At 67.2% G+C, this 14,650-nt stretch carries 14 protein-coding genes; 10 read left to right on the top strand and 4 right to left on the bottom strand.

What is annotated here, in order from left to right:
* Positions 1 to 73 precede the first annotated feature (73 nt).
* From GPA27_RS00160 to GPA27_RS00145, 4 genes are all read left to right on the top strand, one after another.
* Positions 74 to 1,564: an AMP-binding protein gene (locus GPA27_RS00160; protein WP_169136577.1), complete on the top strand. Its 1,491-nt coding sequence runs from the start codon at positions 74 to 76 to the stop codon at positions 1,562 to 1,564.
* Positions 1,565 to 1,675: 111 nt separating this feature from the next.
* Complete coding sequence (locus tag GPA27_RS00155; RefSeq protein ID WP_169136575.1) at positions 1,676 to 3,067, top strand: MFS transporter; 1,392 nt, start codon at positions 1,676 to 1,678, stop codon at positions 3,065 to 3,067.
* Positions 3,068 to 3,180: 113 nt separating this feature from the next.
* Positions 3,181 to 5,334 (top strand): PAS domain S-box protein, encoded by a 2,154-nt coding sequence (locus GPA27_RS00150; RefSeq protein WP_169136573.1) that lies wholly within the window; start codon positions 3,181 to 3,183, stop codon positions 5,332 to 5,334.
* Positions 5,331 to 6,698 (top strand): sigma-54-dependent transcriptional regulator, encoded by a 1,368-nt coding sequence (locus GPA27_RS00145; RefSeq protein WP_169136571.1) that lies wholly within the window; start codon positions 5,331 to 5,333, stop codon positions 6,696 to 6,698. Before GPA27_RS00150 ends, GPA27_RS00145 begins: the two co-directional genes overlap by 4 nt.
* Positions 6,699 to 6,713: 15 nt before the next feature.
* On the opposite strand, the gene GPA27_RS00140 is transcribed toward GPA27_RS00145, so the two are convergent.
* Together GPA27_RS00140 and GPA27_RS00135 are read right to left on the bottom strand one after the other, a co-directional pair.
* Positions 6,714 to 7,142 carry a MarR family winged helix-turn-helix transcriptional regulator gene (locus GPA27_RS00140; protein WP_256222713.1) on the bottom strand — a complete coding sequence of 143 codons (429 nt, stop codon included), beginning with the start codon at positions 7,140 to 7,142 and terminating at the stop codon, positions 6,714 to 6,716.
* A 94-nt stretch (positions 7,143 to 7,236) separates the two neighbouring features.
* Positions 7,237 to 7,629 (bottom strand): hypothetical protein, encoded by a 393-nt coding sequence (locus GPA27_RS00135; protein ID WP_169136569.1) that lies wholly within the window; start codon positions 7,627 to 7,629, stop codon positions 7,237 to 7,239.
* A gap of 33 nt (positions 7,630 to 7,662) precedes the next feature.
* On the opposite strand from GPA27_RS00135, the gene GPA27_RS00130 reads away from it, so the two are divergent.
* From GPA27_RS00130 to GPA27_RS00105, 6 genes are all read left to right on the top strand, one after another.
* On the top strand, positions 7,663 to 8,025 hold the full coding sequence (locus tag GPA27_RS00130; RefSeq protein WP_444541833.1) for a tyrosine-type recombinase/integrase: 363 nt from the start codon (positions 7,663 to 7,665) through the stop codon (positions 8,023 to 8,025).
* 282 nt (positions 8,026 to 8,307) lie between these two features.
* Positions 8,308 to 8,610, top strand: coding sequence for a c-type cytochrome (locus tag GPA27_RS00125; protein WP_169136565.1), 303 nt, complete (start codon positions 8,308 to 8,310; stop codon positions 8,608 to 8,610).
* Between the two features lie 7 nt (positions 8,611 to 8,617).
* On the top strand, positions 8,618 to 9,019 hold the full coding sequence (locus GPA27_RS00120) for a twin-arginine translocation signal domain-containing protein (RefSeq protein ID WP_169136562.1): 402 nt from the start codon (positions 8,618 to 8,620) through the stop codon (positions 9,017 to 9,019).
* A gap of 40 nt (positions 9,020 to 9,059) precedes the next feature.
* Positions 9,060 to 10,607 carry an FAD-binding oxidoreductase gene (locus GPA27_RS00115; RefSeq protein WP_169136560.1) on the top strand — a complete coding sequence of 516 codons (1,548 nt, stop codon included), beginning with the start codon at positions 9,060 to 9,062 and terminating at the stop codon, positions 10,605 to 10,607.
* Positions 10,608 to 10,616: 9 nt separating this feature from the next.
* Entirely contained in the window at positions 10,617 to 12,059 is a 1,443-nt protein-coding gene (locus GPA27_RS00110) for an aldehyde dehydrogenase family protein (RefSeq protein WP_169136558.1), read from the top strand.
* 28 nt (positions 12,060 to 12,087) lie between these two features.
* Positions 12,088 to 13,017, top strand: a complete 930-nt coding sequence (locus GPA27_RS00105; RefSeq protein ID WP_169136556.1) for a SphA family protein — start codon at positions 12,088 to 12,090, stop codon at positions 13,015 to 13,017.
* A 12-nt stretch (positions 13,018 to 13,029) separates the two neighbouring features.
* Here GPA27_RS00105 and GPA27_RS00100 read toward each other — a convergent pair whose 3' ends face one another.
* Both GPA27_RS00100 and GPA27_RS00095 read right to left on the bottom strand, forming a co-directional pair.
* A complete protein-coding gene (locus tag GPA27_RS00100) occupies positions 13,030 to 13,992 on the bottom strand; it encodes a Vgb family protein (protein ID WP_169136554.1) in 963 nt (320 codons plus the stop codon).
* A 21-nt stretch (positions 13,993 to 14,013) separates the two neighbouring features.
* Complete coding sequence (locus GPA27_RS00095; RefSeq protein ID WP_169136553.1) at positions 14,014 to 14,634, bottom strand: histidine phosphatase family protein; 621 nt, start codon at positions 14,632 to 14,634, stop codon at positions 14,014 to 14,016.
* Positions 14,635 to 14,650 lie beyond the last annotated feature (16 nt).

Raw genomic sequence — 14,650 nt, 5'->3', positions numbered from 1 at the left:
CGGCGCACCCCGATTCACCGGACGGCTACACGGGCTTCTCTTGAGAAACCCGCCTCAATGTGGAGAAGTGCGAATGAATGCTGCTGAAATCCTGCTGTCGGCAGGCGCGGATGCCGCGATAGCCATCGAATGCGACGAGCGGCGGGTGAGCTATGCCGAACTGCGGGAGCGCGTGCGGCGTGCGGCGGGGGCGTGGCAGGCACTGGGACTGGCACCGGGCGAGCGCGTGGTGGTGTTCGCGCCCGACAGCGACGACTGGGTCGAGGCCTATCTCGGCGCGATCTGGGCAGGCGGCGTGGCCATCGGCGTCAATCCGCGGCTGTCGATGGCTGAGCTGACGCCGATCCTGAAGGAATGCGAGGCGCGTTTCGTATGGTGCGAGCCGCCGCAGGCAGCGGATCTGCTGGGGCTGGTCGCGACGCTTCCCGGGGCTCCCGCGGTGGTCGGCGGCGGCGTCGCGGACCATGATTGGACGCAGACGTTTGCACGTGCGGAAGGGATCGAGCCCATGCAACTCGATGCCGAGGCGCCGGCCCTGTGGATCGGTACCTCCGGCACGACGGGCACGCCCAAGGGCGTGATCCATGTGCAGCGCGTCGTCGTCAACGCCCATTCCTTCGCCTGTAATCTCGCCGGTCTGACGTCCGCGGACCGGCTGTATGCAACGTCCAAGCTGTTCTTCGCCTATGCGCTCGGCAACAGCCTGTTCGCCGGGCTGCGCGCAGGGGCGACGGTGATCCTGGACCGCGAATGGCCGACGGCCGAGCGCGTCGAGGAGATGGTCGCGAAGCACCGCCCGACGCTGCTCTTCAGCGTGCCGACGCTGTACAACAAGATGCTGCAGACCGGCGTCGCGGCGCGGCTGGCCGATCGCGGCATCCGCCATTTCGTGTCGGCCGGCGAGGCGCTGCCGCTCGCGATACGCCAGGGCTGGCGCGAACAGACCGGATGCGCGCTGATCAGCGGCTACGGCACCTCCGAGACGCTGTGCCTGATGCTCTACAGCAACGACGACTCGGGCCTGATGCGCCCGACACCGCTGACCGAGGTGCGCTTCAATCCGGACGTGGATGCGGAGCTGCCGCAGCGGATCTGGGTGCGCCACACCACGGTCGCGGTCGGTTACTGGAAGCGGCCCGACGCCCAGGTCGATTTCGACAACGGCTGGTTCTCGCCCGGCGACATGTTCCTGCGCCACCCGGACGGCTGTCTGGAATACGCGGGCCGCAACGACGATATGCTCAAGATTGCCGGCCAGTGGGTCAGCACCCTGTGGGTTGAACAGGCGCTGGCGGCACACTGCGGCGAAGCCCTGCACCAGATCGCGGCGGTCGGCGTCGATTCGGCAGACGGCCTGACGGCGCTGGCGGTGCTCGTTGTCGCGGCGCCTGCCCGCTGGACCGAGGCACGCCAGCGGCTGGAGGAGGGCATCGCCGCATTGCCGGGCCACCGGCGCCCGCGCTGGGTGCATTGGCTCGATGCGCTGCCGCTGACGCCGACCGGCAAGCTGCAGCGGGGACGGCTGCGCGCGCTGCACGAGCGCCACGCCGCGGCCGCTGCCTGACGAACTGCCTCGGGCGTGCCCCCATGCGGGGCTCGCTTTCTGCAGCAAAGAGGCTGTCGCGGGAAGGCCACCCCGCAGCCGCTAAACCATCCGGCTACCGAGGAGACAATCGTGTCCAGTAAAGACGCCGTCGACGTTCAGTCCTTCATAGACCACCAGGCCTTTTCCGGCTTCCAGTGGCTCATCTTCGTCCTGTGCTTCCTGATCGTGCTGCTGGACGGTTTCGACACTGCGGCGATCGGATACATCGCGCCCTCGCTGATCCAGGAATGGGGCGTCACCAAACCGGACCTGGCCCCGGTGCTGAGCGCGGCGCTGTTCGGGCTTGCGGGCGGGGCGCTGGTGTCGGGCCCGCTGGCGGACCGTGTGGGGCGCAGGCTGGTGCTGAACGTGGCGGTGCTGGTGTTCGCGGTCGCGAGCCTGGTGTCGGCATTCGCCGCGGATCTGCAGAGCCTCACGGTTCTGCGTTTCCTCACCGGGCTCGGCCTGGGGGCGGCGATGCCCAACGCGGTCACGCTGATCAGTGAATACTCGCCGACGAAGCGTCGTGCGCTGATCACTACGGCGATGTTCTCCGGCTTTCCCCTCGGGGCGGCGCTGGGCGGTTTCCTGGCGGCGTGGATGATTCCGCAGTTCGGCTGGCGCAGCGTGCTGGTGCTCGGCGGGATCGCTCCCATCGCACTGGTTGCGGTGATGCTGATCTGGCTGCCGGAGTCGGTGCGCTACATGGTGGCGAAGGGCGTCTCGACCGATCGGATCCGCGCCGTGCTCGGCCGCATCTCCGCCGCGGCTGCGGGCGCACGCTCGTTCTGCCTCACCGAGACGGTCGCCGTTGCCGACGGCAAGAGCGGGCTGGGCGTGGTGCTGTCGCGCTCCCGCGTGGTCGGCTCGGTGATGCTGTGGCTCGCCTATTTCATGGGGCTGGTGATCTTCTATGCGCTGATCAACTGGATGCCCATCCTGTTCAAGGAGGCCGGCCTCGATCCCAAGACGGCCACGCTGATCTCCGCGCTGTTCCCGCTCGGCGGTTGCGCGGCGGTGTTCGTCGGCTGGCTGATGGACCGCTTCAACGGCAACCGCATCGTCGCCATCGCGTACGCACTCACCGCGGTCTCGGTGTATTCAATCGGGCAGGTGGTCGGCAACGTCGGCGCGCTGGTGGTCGTGGTATTCCTCGCCGGGACGATGATGAACGCCGCCCAGGTGTCGATGCCGGCGCTCGCGGCCACGTTCTATCCCACGCAGGGACGCGCCACGGGGGTGGCGTGGATGCTCGGCATCGGCCGTTTCGGCGGCATTGCCGGCTCCTTCCTGGTGGCCGAGCTCGCACGTCGCAAACTCGGCTTCAGCGAGGTCTTCATGGTGGTCGCGATCCCCGGCCTGCTGGCCACGACGGCACTGATCCTCAAGCAGTTCTTCCATCCGGAAACGGCTCCCGAGCAAGGCGAGGCACCGGTCGAAGGAGCGCCGTATCTCAAGGAGCAAGTGCAGGGCGCGCATTGAGCGCGCTGTGCGGTATCCCGAATGATTCCGGCCCGGCTACGGCGCGATGCGGCGGGTGCCGGACCGGATAATCGGGATATGATCCCGACCTGAGTCGTGAGGACCGGGACAAGATGCGCGCCGATCAGCTGGATTTCTACTCCCTGGTGGAGTTTTCGCCCGACAGCGGGGCGATACAGTTCAGCGGCCGGCGCGCCATCCTGCTGCACACCGACGCGATGGGCGCGCTGCGCAAGGAGCTGGTCGAGACGCTCGGCGCCGACATCGCGAAGGTGATCCTGACCCGCTACGGGTTCAGCTGCGGCTTCGAGGACGCCGGCCTACTGCCCGGCTTCATGCACCCCGACACGCTGGAAGAGTTCGTTCGCGGCGGGCCGCGGGTGCACATGTTCTCGGGCATCGCGGAGGTCGAGACGCGCACCGTCGAGGTCGACCGCGCGCGCGGGCATTACCGCATGAGCGGCAACTGGCGCCGTTCCTACGAGGCCGAGCAGCACCTGCGCCTGTTCGGGCGCTCCGACGAAGCGGTGTGCTGGACGCTCGCGGGCTATGCGTCGGGCTTCGCGTCCTACGTGTTCCAGACCGACATGATCTGCGTCGAGCACGAATGCGAGGGCCGCGGCGACGAGCACTGCTCGTGGACGCTGATGAACGCGGCGGACTGCGCGCCGGAGTTCGAAGGCCTGCGCAAGTACTTCCAGCCCCTCAACATCAAGGACCGCATCAACGTCCTCGAAGGCAAGGTGTACGAGCGCACGCGCGAACTCGAAGCGTCGGAACAGCGCTACCGCAACCTCATCGAGGATCTGCCCGAGATGGTGTTCGCGCTGCACGTCTCGGGCCGCATGCTGCAGCTCAACAAGGCCGGGCGCACGCGTCTCGGTATCACGCCCGAACAGCTGCCGGGCATGCGCCTACGCGACCTCGTCCTGCCGGAATACCGCGCGCAGGCGTCGAGCTTCCTCAAGAGCATCGCCAGCGTGCGGGCGGCCACGCGGCTCGACGTCGTGATGCGCGATGCCGCGGGGCTGCCGGTGCCGATGCGCCTGCAGGTCGAGCCGGTGTTCAAGGACGACAAGATCGTCGGCTACAGCGGCCTCGCGATCGATATCACCGCGCAGCAGGAGCGCGAGCGCAAGCTCACCGAGTACGCCGCGCGCCTGGAGAACCGCGAGCAGCAGATCCAGGACATCATCAACGACGCCGTGTATGTCCTCGATCTCGACGGGCGCTTCAGCTTCGTCAATGCGCGCATGGCCGAGCTGCTGGGCGTGCCTGCCGATCGCGCGATCGGTCGCAGTTGCAGTGATCTGATGCTGCATTCATCGGCCTTGCGCGTCGACCGCGACTTCCGCCGGCGCTTGGCGGGGGAGGGCGGCCCGCCGTTCGAGATCATGCTCGCGCCGGGCGGTGCGCCGAACCGCCTGCTGGAGGTCAGCTCCGCAGTGCTGTCCACCGACGGGCATCCCGAAGGCGTGATCGGCGTCGCGCGCGACATCACGGCCCGGCGCGAGATGGAGCGCCAGCTCGCGCAGGCCAACCGGCTCAGCGCGCTCGGGCAGTTTGCGTCGGGCATCGCGCACGAGATCAACAACCCGCTCGGCCTCGTCTCCGGCTTCGCCGAGGAACTTCAGGCGCTGATGGAGTCGATCCCCGGCGCGCAGTCGAATCCCGACTTCGACGTCCTGCGCCAGGGGCTCACCACCATCCAGGAACAGGCGCAGCGCTGCAAGGCGATCACCGACAACCTGCTGCTGTTCTCGCGCAAGCAGGCCGTCCCGCTGGAGGTCGTCGATGTGGCGATGCTCGTGCGCGAGCGCCTCGATTCGTACCGCGAGCTTGGCCTGACCCGCGGCCTCGACGTCGAGCTGCGCACGGAAGGGCCGCTGCCCGCGGTCGCAACGAACCCGACGCTGCTCGACCAGGTGCTGCGCAACCTCGTGAAGAATGCCCGCGACGCGATGGACGGCCGGGGCCGCGTCGTCGTCGTGCTGCGTCCGGCTGGCGGCGCGGTGGAACTCGACGTGCTCGACGAGGGCCCCGGACTGGCGTCGGGCGTCATCGACCACGTCTTCGATCCCTTCTTCACCACCAAGGCGCCCGGGCGTGGCACCGGGCTGGGCCTGTCGATCTGCTACGGGATCATGTCCGAACTGGGCGGGCGCATCGAATGCGGCAACCGCCCCGAGGGCGGTGCGTGGTTCCGCATCCATCTGTCCGCCGATGAGGTGGGCTCCGACGGCGGCGCCGAGGCAAGCATGCAATGAAAGGCCATGTACTCATCGTCGATGACGAATCCCTGTACCGCCAGCTGCTCACCAGCCGCCTCGGGCGTGCCGGCTACCGCCTGAGCGAGGCCGCGGACGGCGAGGCGGCGCTCGAGTGCGCGCAGCACGGCGGCGTCGATCTCGCGCTGGTCGACATCAAGATGCCCGGCATCGACGGCATCGAGGTGCTCAAGCGCCTGAAGCAGCTCGACCCGCAAGTCGAGGTCGTGATCCTCACCGGCCACGGCAACGTCGACAGCGCGATCGCGGCGATGAAGCTGGGCGCCTTCGACTACCTCTCCAAGCCGTACAAGCTCACCGAACTCGACATCGTCGTTGAACGCGCGCTGGAAAAACGCATGCTCGCGCGGCGCTGTGCGGCGCTCAGTGCCGAGGTCGCGCACCTGCGCGGCGCCGACGACACGGCCGTGATCGGCGAGAGCGAGGTGTGGCGGCGCACGCTTGAGCTCGTGCGCCGGGCGGCGCCGCTCGACCTGCCGGTGCTCATCACCGGCGAGAGCGGCGCGGGCAAGGAGATCGTCGCCGGGCTGCTGCACCGCTGGAGCCCGCGGGCGCAGGAATCCTACGTTCCGCTCAACTGCGGCCTGCTTGACGACGATCTGGTCGAAAGCGAACTGTTCGGCCACAAGCGCGGCGCCTTCTCGGGCGCAACCGCAGACAAGGAAGGCCTGTTCGAACTCGCGAGCGGCGGCACGCTCTTCCTCGATGAGATCGGCGAACTGCCTGCGGCCTGCCAAGCAAAGCTCCTGCGCGTGCTCGATTCGGGCGAATTCCGCCAGCTCGGCGCCACCGCCCTGCGCCGCACCACCGCGCGGGTCATCGCCGCGACGCACCGCGACCTCGACGCGCTGGTGGCCGACGGCAAGTTCCGCCACGACCTGCTGTACCGGCTCAACGTCGTGCACATCCCGGTGCCGCCGCTGCGCGAGCGGCCCGAGGACATCCCGCTGCTGGTCGACTACCTGATCCGCCGCAGTGCGCGCGCCGCCGCCCGCCTGCCCGACATTACCCCCGCCGCGCTCGCCCGGCTGACCGCCTACCCGTGGCCCGGCAACGTGCGCGAGCTGCGCAACGCCGTCGAGCGGCTCGTCGCCTTCGGCGACGGGCAGTCGATCGATGAGGACAGCGTGTGCGCGATCCTGCGCCTGCCGGTCGCGACGCCGCCCGCCGCAAAAGGTCCGCTCGCGTTCTCCGGCATCGTCGCGCTGGAAGACTTCGAGCGCGACTACGTCACGTGGGTGCTGGGGCAGCTCGACGGCAACGTCAGCGCCGCAGCGCAGGCGCTCGGCGTGTCGCGCTCCACCGTCTATCGCTACCTGCGTTCGACGGCGGCGGCGGATTAAGACGTCGCAGCGGCTTCAACCGTCGGACAGGTTCCTGCACACCCGCTGCAGCGCAGCGGTCAGCTGCGCGCGCTCGGCTTCATCCAGCCCCACGAGCGCCTTTTCCCGCACCGCCGCGGCGGTCTCCGCGATGATGTCGAGTTGCGGCCGGGCGGCGTCGGTCAGATAAAGGCGGTGTGCCCTTCGGTCGGCCGGGTCGGTACGCCGCTCCACCAGCCCTTCCGATGCCAGCTGGTCGACCATGCGTACCAGCGTCATCGGCTGGATCTCCAGCAGCTCCGCCAGATCCACCTGCCGGATGCCTTCGTTGCGCTCCAGATGAATCAACATCCGCGCCCGCGCGAGCGTGAGGGGGCTGTCTCGCAGGTTAGCCATGAACGAGTGCCGCATCAGGCGCGCGGCGCCAGCAAGCAGGAGGCTGAAGTCCAGTTCGGCGCGTGTCACGGAATGCTCGTAGTGATAATAAGATGTGCTGATTATAACGTCGTTGGCCGGGCCCGGCTAAAGCTACGCCGACCAGATCATCGAAACCGCGGCGCTACGGTCGAACCCACCGCATCTCCCTGAGCGCCGCAAGCAGCTCGGGTCGCATGACGAACTGGAAGTGACCTGTCTCTGGGTCGGGGGTGTCGTCGACCGAGTAGGATAGAACGGTCCACCACATAAACGTCCCGTCTCTTCTCTTTGGCGGGGTGTAGTCGAGGTAAGCGCCAAGATTGAAGGCCAATGTTCCGTACTGAAGATTGGCAGCGTTGTAGTTCCCGTAGCCAGCGGCGACTGCAAGCTTTGTTGACGTGATCATTGCGCCTTCTTCCTTCGCCTGCGCCTTGAGCATTGCGAGATGGGTGTCCGGCAGACCCTTGTCGCGCAGGGCGAGAAGGGCGCGCTTGAACTGCTCAATGGAGGCGATGGGTGTGGATGTGGTGTTCATAGGAGGGGGCACAATGGTGTGGGGGATGTCTGGTTGCCGCATGCCTTGGCGACGAAATATCCCGCGGCTGCGACTTCGTTGGGCTGGCAATACGTGTTTCCGGCGGCGGGGCTGTCGGTGGATCCGCGTTCGGGGGCGGTGTGGCGTCATCACGTCGATGAGAAGCGGGTGCAACGGGCGGTGAAGGCGGCCGCCGCGCGCGCCGGGATCGTGAAGCCGGTGAGTCCGCACACGCTGCGGCACTCCTTTGCCACTCACGTGCTCGAGGCCGGCTACGACATCCGCACGGTGCAGGAGTTGCTCGGACATGCGGATGTGTCGACGACGATGATCTACACCCATGTCCTGAACCGGGGAGGGCGCGGTGTGCGGAGTCCGCTCGACTTGACGGGGTGAGCGCTGCGGGTGTCGCAATTTCAGACAGTGTCTGAATTTGCGAATCGCAGGGTAGTTTCGCGTCGCGCATGGTGGGGCGCGGCGCGCGGGGCTGTTTGCGGTGGGGCGGTGTCTGTATTTCAGACACCGCCCCGTTTCATTTCAGCCGGGCGTTTTTCTCCATTGCGTGCTGCAAGTGCCTGTAAATAAGGAAGAAATGCTCGTAACGCGAAAGCAGGCATTGCTCTTGCTGTGCTCTGGTCGGAGACGTTTGAAGTCAAACAATCAGAAGGGGCGCAAAAGATGCGAACGAGAGCGTGGGGCGGGTGGCTGGGGGTGTTGGCGTTGGCGACCGCGGCGGGAAGTGCGGGCGCGGGACAGTGGCGTGACGGGGCGGAGCTTTACCAGAAGGTGTGCGGACACTGCCACGAGGCGAACGTCGGGCCGGTGCTGAAGGGGCGCGGCTTGCCGCCCGAGTACATCCAGCGTGTCGTGCGCATGGGCAACCGGGCGATGCCGGCGTTTCGCCCGACCGAGATCGACGATGCGACGCTGGCGGATGTCGCGCGCCGGATCAGCACCGGCGCTGTGCTGGCGCGGGAGTGACCCGATCATGGACAGGCGGAACTTCCTGAAAGGTATGGCGGGCGGCGGAGCGCTGGGTCTGGCGCCGGTGGCGGCCCTGGCGGACGTCTCGGCGTTTCCGGCGGGCGAGCGGCGGGGCGTGATGCTGCTCGCGCAGGGCGACCTGCCGCAGGCGATGGCGATTGCGCGCGGGATTGCCGCGGGGGTGGGGGCATGCCCCGTTGCGGTGGATGCGCGGCAGCTCGGCTCCTATGCAGGCATCACGGAGATCCTCGACCGCGCGGCGGGGGCTCGGGTGATCGGGGTGATGGACGACGCATCGGCGCTAATCTTCCAGCAGATCGCCGCGGCGCGCGGCGCGGGGCTCGTGATGGATACCCACCGCCGCGTGGGCAGGGCGAGCCTGGTTTCGTTCGCAATCAACACTTGACGCCCTGCGCGGCAGATACAAATACAACGGAGACAATCGAATGGTTTCGAAGAGCAAGGCGCTGCCGAAAGGCGTGAGTGCGGCCGATTTCGACAAGGTGGTGCGCGAGATCAGGGCCATCGTGGGCGACGAGCACGTGGTGGTCGATGAGGACAAGCTCGCACCGTATCGCAAGATCATGATGCCGGTGCCGGACGAGCAGCACGAGCTGTCGGCCTCGGTCACGCCGGATGGCGTCGAGCAGATCCAGCGCATCATGAAGGTGGCGAACAAGTACCGTGTCCCGGTCTATCCGATTTCGACCGGCAAGAACCTCGGCTACGGTTCCGCAGCGCCGGTACAGCGCGGGCAGATCGTGATGGACCTGCGGCGCATGAACCGCATCATCGAGGTCGATCCCGAGCTGTGCACGGCGCTGGTCGAGCCGGGCGTGACCTACCAGCAGCTCTATGACTACCTGCAGGAGCACAAGCTGCCGCTGTGGTTCTCGTGCCCGGCGCCGTCGGCGATCGCGGGGCCGGTGGGCAACATGGTGGACCGCGGTGTCGGCTACACCCCGTATGGCGAGCACTTCATGTTCTCGTGCGGCATGGAGGTGGTGCTGGCGGACGGGCAGGTGCTGCGCACCGGCATGGGCGCGATGGAGAACTCGAACACCTGGCAGGTCTTCAAGTGGGGCTACGGGCCGACGCTGGACGGCATGTTCACGCAGTCGAACTACGGCGTCGTCACCAAGATGGGCATGTGGCTGATGCCGGCGCCGCCGGACTTCCGCCCGTTCTGCATCCAGTACCCGAACGAGGCCGACATCACCAAGATCGTCGAGGCGCTGCGGCCGCTGCGCATCGCGATGGTGATCCCCAATGCGGTGGTGATCGCGCACACGCTGTGGGAGGCGCCGTGCACGCCGGTGAAGCGCGCGGACTATTACACCGGGCCGGGTGCGATTCCCGACGAGGCGGTGAAGAAGATCCAGGCCGACCACAACATCGGCGCGTGGAACGTGTATGCGGGCCTCTACGGCACGAAGGAAACCAACGACGCCAACTGGAAGATCATCGAGGCGGTCGCGGCGGGTACCGGCGGCAAGATCATCACGCAGGAAGCTTCGAAGGGCAGCCAGGCGCTGCAGTACCGCTTCGACCTGATGAAGGGCAAGCCCAACCTCGGCGAATTCGGGCTCTACAACTGGCGCGGCGGCGGCGGCTCGATCTGGTTCGCGCCGGTGTCGCAGGCGAAGGGCGCCGAGACGCTCAAGCAGATGCAGATGGCGAAGACCATCCTCGCCAAGTACGGCTTCGACTACGTCGGCGAATTCATCGTCGGCTGGCGCGACATGCACCACGTCATCGACCTGCTCTACGACCGCTCGAATCCGGAACAGATGCAGAAGGCGTATGCGTGCTACGACGAGCTGCTGCATACCTTCGCCAAGGAAGGCTACGGCATGTACCGCGCGAACACCGCCTTCGCCGAGAAGGTCGCCGCGACCTACGGGCCGGTGAAGCGCGACGTCGAGAAGCGCCTGAAAAAGGCGCTCGATCCCAACAACATCATCGCGCCGGGACGGTGCGGCATCAGCCTTTAAGGGGGAAGCATGAAGGAATACAAGCTGTTCATCGACGGGGAATGGGTGGCGTCGTCGACCGAGACGATCCTCGACGACATCAACCCGGCGACCGGTGAAGTGTGGGGGCGGGTGCATCAGGCGTCCGCCGCGGACCTGGAGCGGGCGATCGCTGCGGCCTACCGTGCGCGCGAAAGCTGGGGCAACACGCTCGCCAACGAGCGCGAGGCGATCCTGCTGCGCGCGGCCGACGAGTTGCAGAAGCGCATCCCGGAGGTCGCCGACGTGCTGATGGACGAGGCCGGTTCGACCTTCGGCAAGGCGATGTTCGAGGCGTCCTTCGTCGTCAATCTGCTGCGCAGCGCCGCGGGCGAGTGTCGTCGCATCACCGGCGAGACGATGCCGTCCGACAGCCCCGGCGTGTTCTCGATGAGCGTGCGCCGTCCGCTGGGCGTGATCGCCGGCATCGCGCCGTTCAACTTCCCCTTCCTGCTCGCGACGAAGAAGGTCGCGCTGGCGCTTGCGGCCGGCAACACCTTCATCCTGAAGCCGGCGACCTATACGCCGGTTACGGGCCTGAAGATCGCCGAGATCTTCGAGGCGGCGGGGTTGCCGAAGGGGGTGCTGAACGTCGTGCCGGTGCAGGGCGCGGTGCTGGGCAACAAGTTCGTCGCCGATCCGCGCGTGCGCATGATCACCTTCACCGGCTCGACCGAGGTCGGCCGCGAGCTGTCGGCGGAAGCCGGCCGGCACTTCAAACGCATCACGCTGGAGCTCGGCGGCAAGAGCCCGCTGATCGTGCTGAAGGACGCGGACATCGATTACGCGGTGAATGCGGCGGCTTTCGGCATCTTCCTGCACCAGGGGCAGGTGTGCATGGCGAACTCGCGCCTGATCGTCGAGGCGCCGATCTTCGACGCCTTCTGCGACAAGCTCGCGACCAAGATCGGCGGCTTCAAGGTCGGCGATCCGCACGACCCGCAGACAGTGATCGGGCCGCTGATCGACCGCAAGCAGTGCGCGGTGCTCGATCGCCACGTCGCCGATGCGGTCGCGAAGGGGGCGAAGCTGCTCTCCGGCGGCAAGAGCGAGGGGGCGTTCTACCAGCCGACGATCCTCGCCGGCGTCACGCCCGACATGGTGGTGTTCCGCGAGGAGAGCTTCGGCCCGGCGGTGTCGGTGATCCGCGCCGCGGACAGCGAGGAGGCGCTGCGGCTCGCCAACGATTCGTGCTACGGGCTGTCGTCCGGGCTCATCACCAACGACCTGCAGAAGGCGTTCGACCTGTCGCTGCGGCTGGAGGCGGGGATGGTGCACATCAACGACGCCTCGATCATGGATGAGCCGCACGTGCCTTTTGGCGGCGTCAAGGACAGTGGCATGGGGCGCGAGGGCGGCCATCACTCGATGGACGAGATGACCGAACTCAAGTGGATCACCGTGCAGATGGGGCGGCGGCAGTTCCCGTTCTGAGCGTGAAGAAAATCAGGGAGGAGACACAATGAATATGAAGCACATCACCGCAGCCGTCGCACTCGCAGTGCTCGCCACCGGCAGTGCCGTCGCGAAGGAGGGCGGCGACCAGTACCCGAACGGCGTCGAAAGCTGGCTCGCGGGCGCGGTGCCGCCGCCGGGCAACTATTTCCTGAACTACTTCGGCCACTACAGCGGCAAGTTGCGCGATGGCGACGGCGACAAGGTACCGGGTGCCGAGGTCGACGCGTGGTTCGATGCGATGCGTTTCATCAAGATGACCGATACGAAGATCCTCGGCGGCGACTGGGGCATGCACCTCATCGTGCCGGTGGTGCAGCAGCGGGTGAAGCTCGGCGGCGACAGCAAGACCGTGACGGGGCTGGGCGACATCACCTTCAACCCCGTCATCATCGCGTGGCACACCAAGAACCTGCACTGGACGGTCGCGCTGGACATCAACATGCCGACGGGGAAGTACAAGTCCGGCGACCCGAGGAAGAGCATCGGTACGAACTACTGGAGCCTCGAGCCGATCTTCGCCGCGACCTGGCTGTCCGACGACGGCTGGGAGGTGTCGGGCAAGTTCATGTACAACATCAAGCGCAAGAACAAGGACTTCCGCCTCGCGCCGGGCATGCCGAAGATGGATTACGAGTCGGGCGACGACTTCCACATGGACTACGTCGTCGGCAAGCACTTCGGGCCGTGGGCGGTGGGCCTGTCCGGTTACTACCTGAAGCAGACCGAGAACGACAAGTTGGAAGGCGAGACGCTGCCGGAAGTGCCGGGGGTGTGGTCGCGCGGACGCAAGGGCGAAGTGTTCGCGATCGGCCCGAGCGTGAGCTACACGAACAAGAACGGCACGATGTTCATCGCGCAGTGGCAGCACGAGACCGAGGCCGAGAACCGCTTCCGCGGCGACAAGGCGTTGTTCAAGCTGGTGTTGCCTTTCTGAGGCCTGCGGCGTTCATTCCGTGCGATAGACGGTGAGGTGGTCGGTGCCGGACTCCGGCGCCCACACCTCACCCTTCCGACCGAGGATCTGGCGGATCGCGGCGTTCGATTCGGGGGAGGGGAAGGATTCGAAGCGCTCGCTTGCCGGGTCGAAGCGGTGCATCGCGTTCGCGCCGAAGTCGCTGACCCACACATGGTCGCGCTCGTCGACATACACGGCGTAGGGCTTGGGGCTCTCGCCCGGAACGCGCCACGCGCGCCATTCCTTGGTCTTCGGGTCGAAGCGCGAGAGCTGCCCCGACTGCCATTCGCTGACCCAGATCCTGCCCTTGGAATCGGACCAAACCCGGCGTGCGCCCTGGTTGGGCGTCGGCGGCTCGATGACTTCGGCCTTGCCGCTCGCGCTGTCGATGTGTGCGATGTGGCTGCCGGCGAGCGAGGCGTAGTAGATCTCGCCGCCCGGCGTGCTGGCGATGCCGTAGGGGCCGCGCCCGCGCGGGGCATCGAACACCTGCACCGCGCCCGCCTTCGGGTCGAGCCTGCCGTAGATGCCCGACTGGCCGGTGAACCACAGGACGCCTCTGCCGTCGAAGGCGGCGGTGTTGAGGTTCGCGTAAGCGCCCTCGGGCAGCGGATAGCGCGTGACTTCGAAGGTCTTGGGATCGACGCGGACGATTGCGTTGAGTCCGCTGTCGGTGATCCACGGCGCGCCGTCGGGGCCGACGATCACGCCATGCGGTGCGGAGCCGCGCCCGAGCGGGATGTGGCGCGTTTTGCCGGTGGCGGGATCGAGGACGCCGAGCGCGCCCTGACGCTGGGCGGTGTACCACACCGGTCCGCCCGCTTCGGGGGCGGGCGCGATGTCGTGCGGGTGCGCGCCCGCCGGGACTGCAAAGCGCTCGATCCGTACTTCACTTGCCGCCGCGACGGTCGCCGCGATGAAGAGCAGGGCCCCGATCGAATTCGTCCAACGCATCGCCCGTCCTCCTTCAATGGCTCATCGCTCTTGCGCGAGCCGGATCCACTCGTCCGGCCCCACGTGCGCGACGACCTCGAATCCGCCGCGGCCGTCCGGGCGCAGCACGGCTGCGCCGGCCTCCACCGGCCGCCGGTCGGAAACCAGCATGAACACGTTTCCATGCGCGACCAGCACGGTGTTCGTTCCCTTCGGCGGCGGGGTGGCCATCAGCCGCTTTGCTGCGTCGCGCAGCGCGGCGGTTCCGCCGGCATGCTCGGCATGCGTCTCGTTGATCAATGCGCGCGTGACGGCGACCTCGCCCAGTCCGAGCAAATGGGCGGTTTCCTGTGTGCGGCAGAACTCGCTCGCGAGGACTTGCCCGACCGGAATCTTCAGTCGCCGCAGCGCGTCGCCGACCTGGCGGGCCGTTTCGCGCCCGGCCTCCGAAAGCTGCCGCATGCGTGCCGGCGCACAGCTAGCCCAGCCCGCATCCTTCGATCGGTCCGATTGCGTCCAGTCCGTCTGGGCATGGCGGAAGTAGAGCACGTAGCCGCCCGTGCGCAGCGCCTCGACCAGCGCCGCGTCGGCCGCGTGCGCGGTCGATGGCAGGGGCTGCGACAAGAGGACAAGGGCCGCGACAAGACAGCGCAGCGGTGACATCTTCGGCTCCCGGCTG

The sequence above is a fragment of the Aromatoleum toluolicum genome, assembly GCF_012911005.2.
Lineage (GTDB): Bacteria > Pseudomonadota > Gammaproteobacteria > Burkholderiales > Rhodocyclaceae > Aromatoleum > Aromatoleum toluolicum.
This window is presented reverse-complemented; position numbering and strand designations above follow the sequence as displayed.

Coding starts and splice junctions, on each gene's coding strand:
- GPA27_RS00095 (WP_169136553.1), bottom strand. CDS start 14,634: ATGTCACCGCTGCGCTGTCTTGTCGCGGCCCTTGTCCTCTTGTCGCAG.
- GPA27_RS00115 (WP_169136560.1), top strand. CDS start 9,060: ATGGTTTCGAAGAGCAAGGCGCTGCCGAAAGGCGTGAGTGCGGCCGAT.
- GPA27_RS00110 (WP_169136558.1), top strand. CDS start 10,617: ATGAAGGAATACAAGCTGTTCATCGACGGGGAATGGGTGGCGTCGTCG.
- GPA27_RS00105 (WP_169136556.1), top strand. CDS start 12,088: ATGAATATGAAGCACATCACCGCAGCCGTCGCACTCGCAGTGCTCGCC.
- GPA27_RS00145 (WP_169136571.1), top strand. CDS start 5,331: ATGAAAGGCCATGTACTCATCGTCGATGACGAATCCCTGTACCGCCAG.
- GPA27_RS00125 (WP_169136565.1), top strand. CDS start 8,308: ATGCGAACGAGAGCGTGGGGCGGGTGGCTGGGGGTGTTGGCGTTGGCG.
- GPA27_RS00135 (WP_169136569.1), bottom strand. CDS start 7,629: ATGAACACCACATCCACACCCATCGCCTCCATTGAGCAGTTCAAGCGC.
- GPA27_RS00100 (WP_169136554.1), bottom strand. CDS start 13,992: ATGCGTTGGACGAATTCGATCGGGGCCCTGCTCTTCATCGCGGCGACC.
- GPA27_RS00150 (WP_169136573.1), top strand. CDS start 3,181: ATGCGCGCCGATCAGCTGGATTTCTACTCCCTGGTGGAGTTTTCGCCC.
- GPA27_RS00120 (WP_169136562.1), top strand. CDS start 8,618: ATGGACAGGCGGAACTTCCTGAAAGGTATGGCGGGCGGCGGAGCGCTG.
- GPA27_RS00160 (WP_169136577.1), top strand. CDS start 74: ATGAATGCTGCTGAAATCCTGCTGTCGGCAGGCGCGGATGCCGCGATA.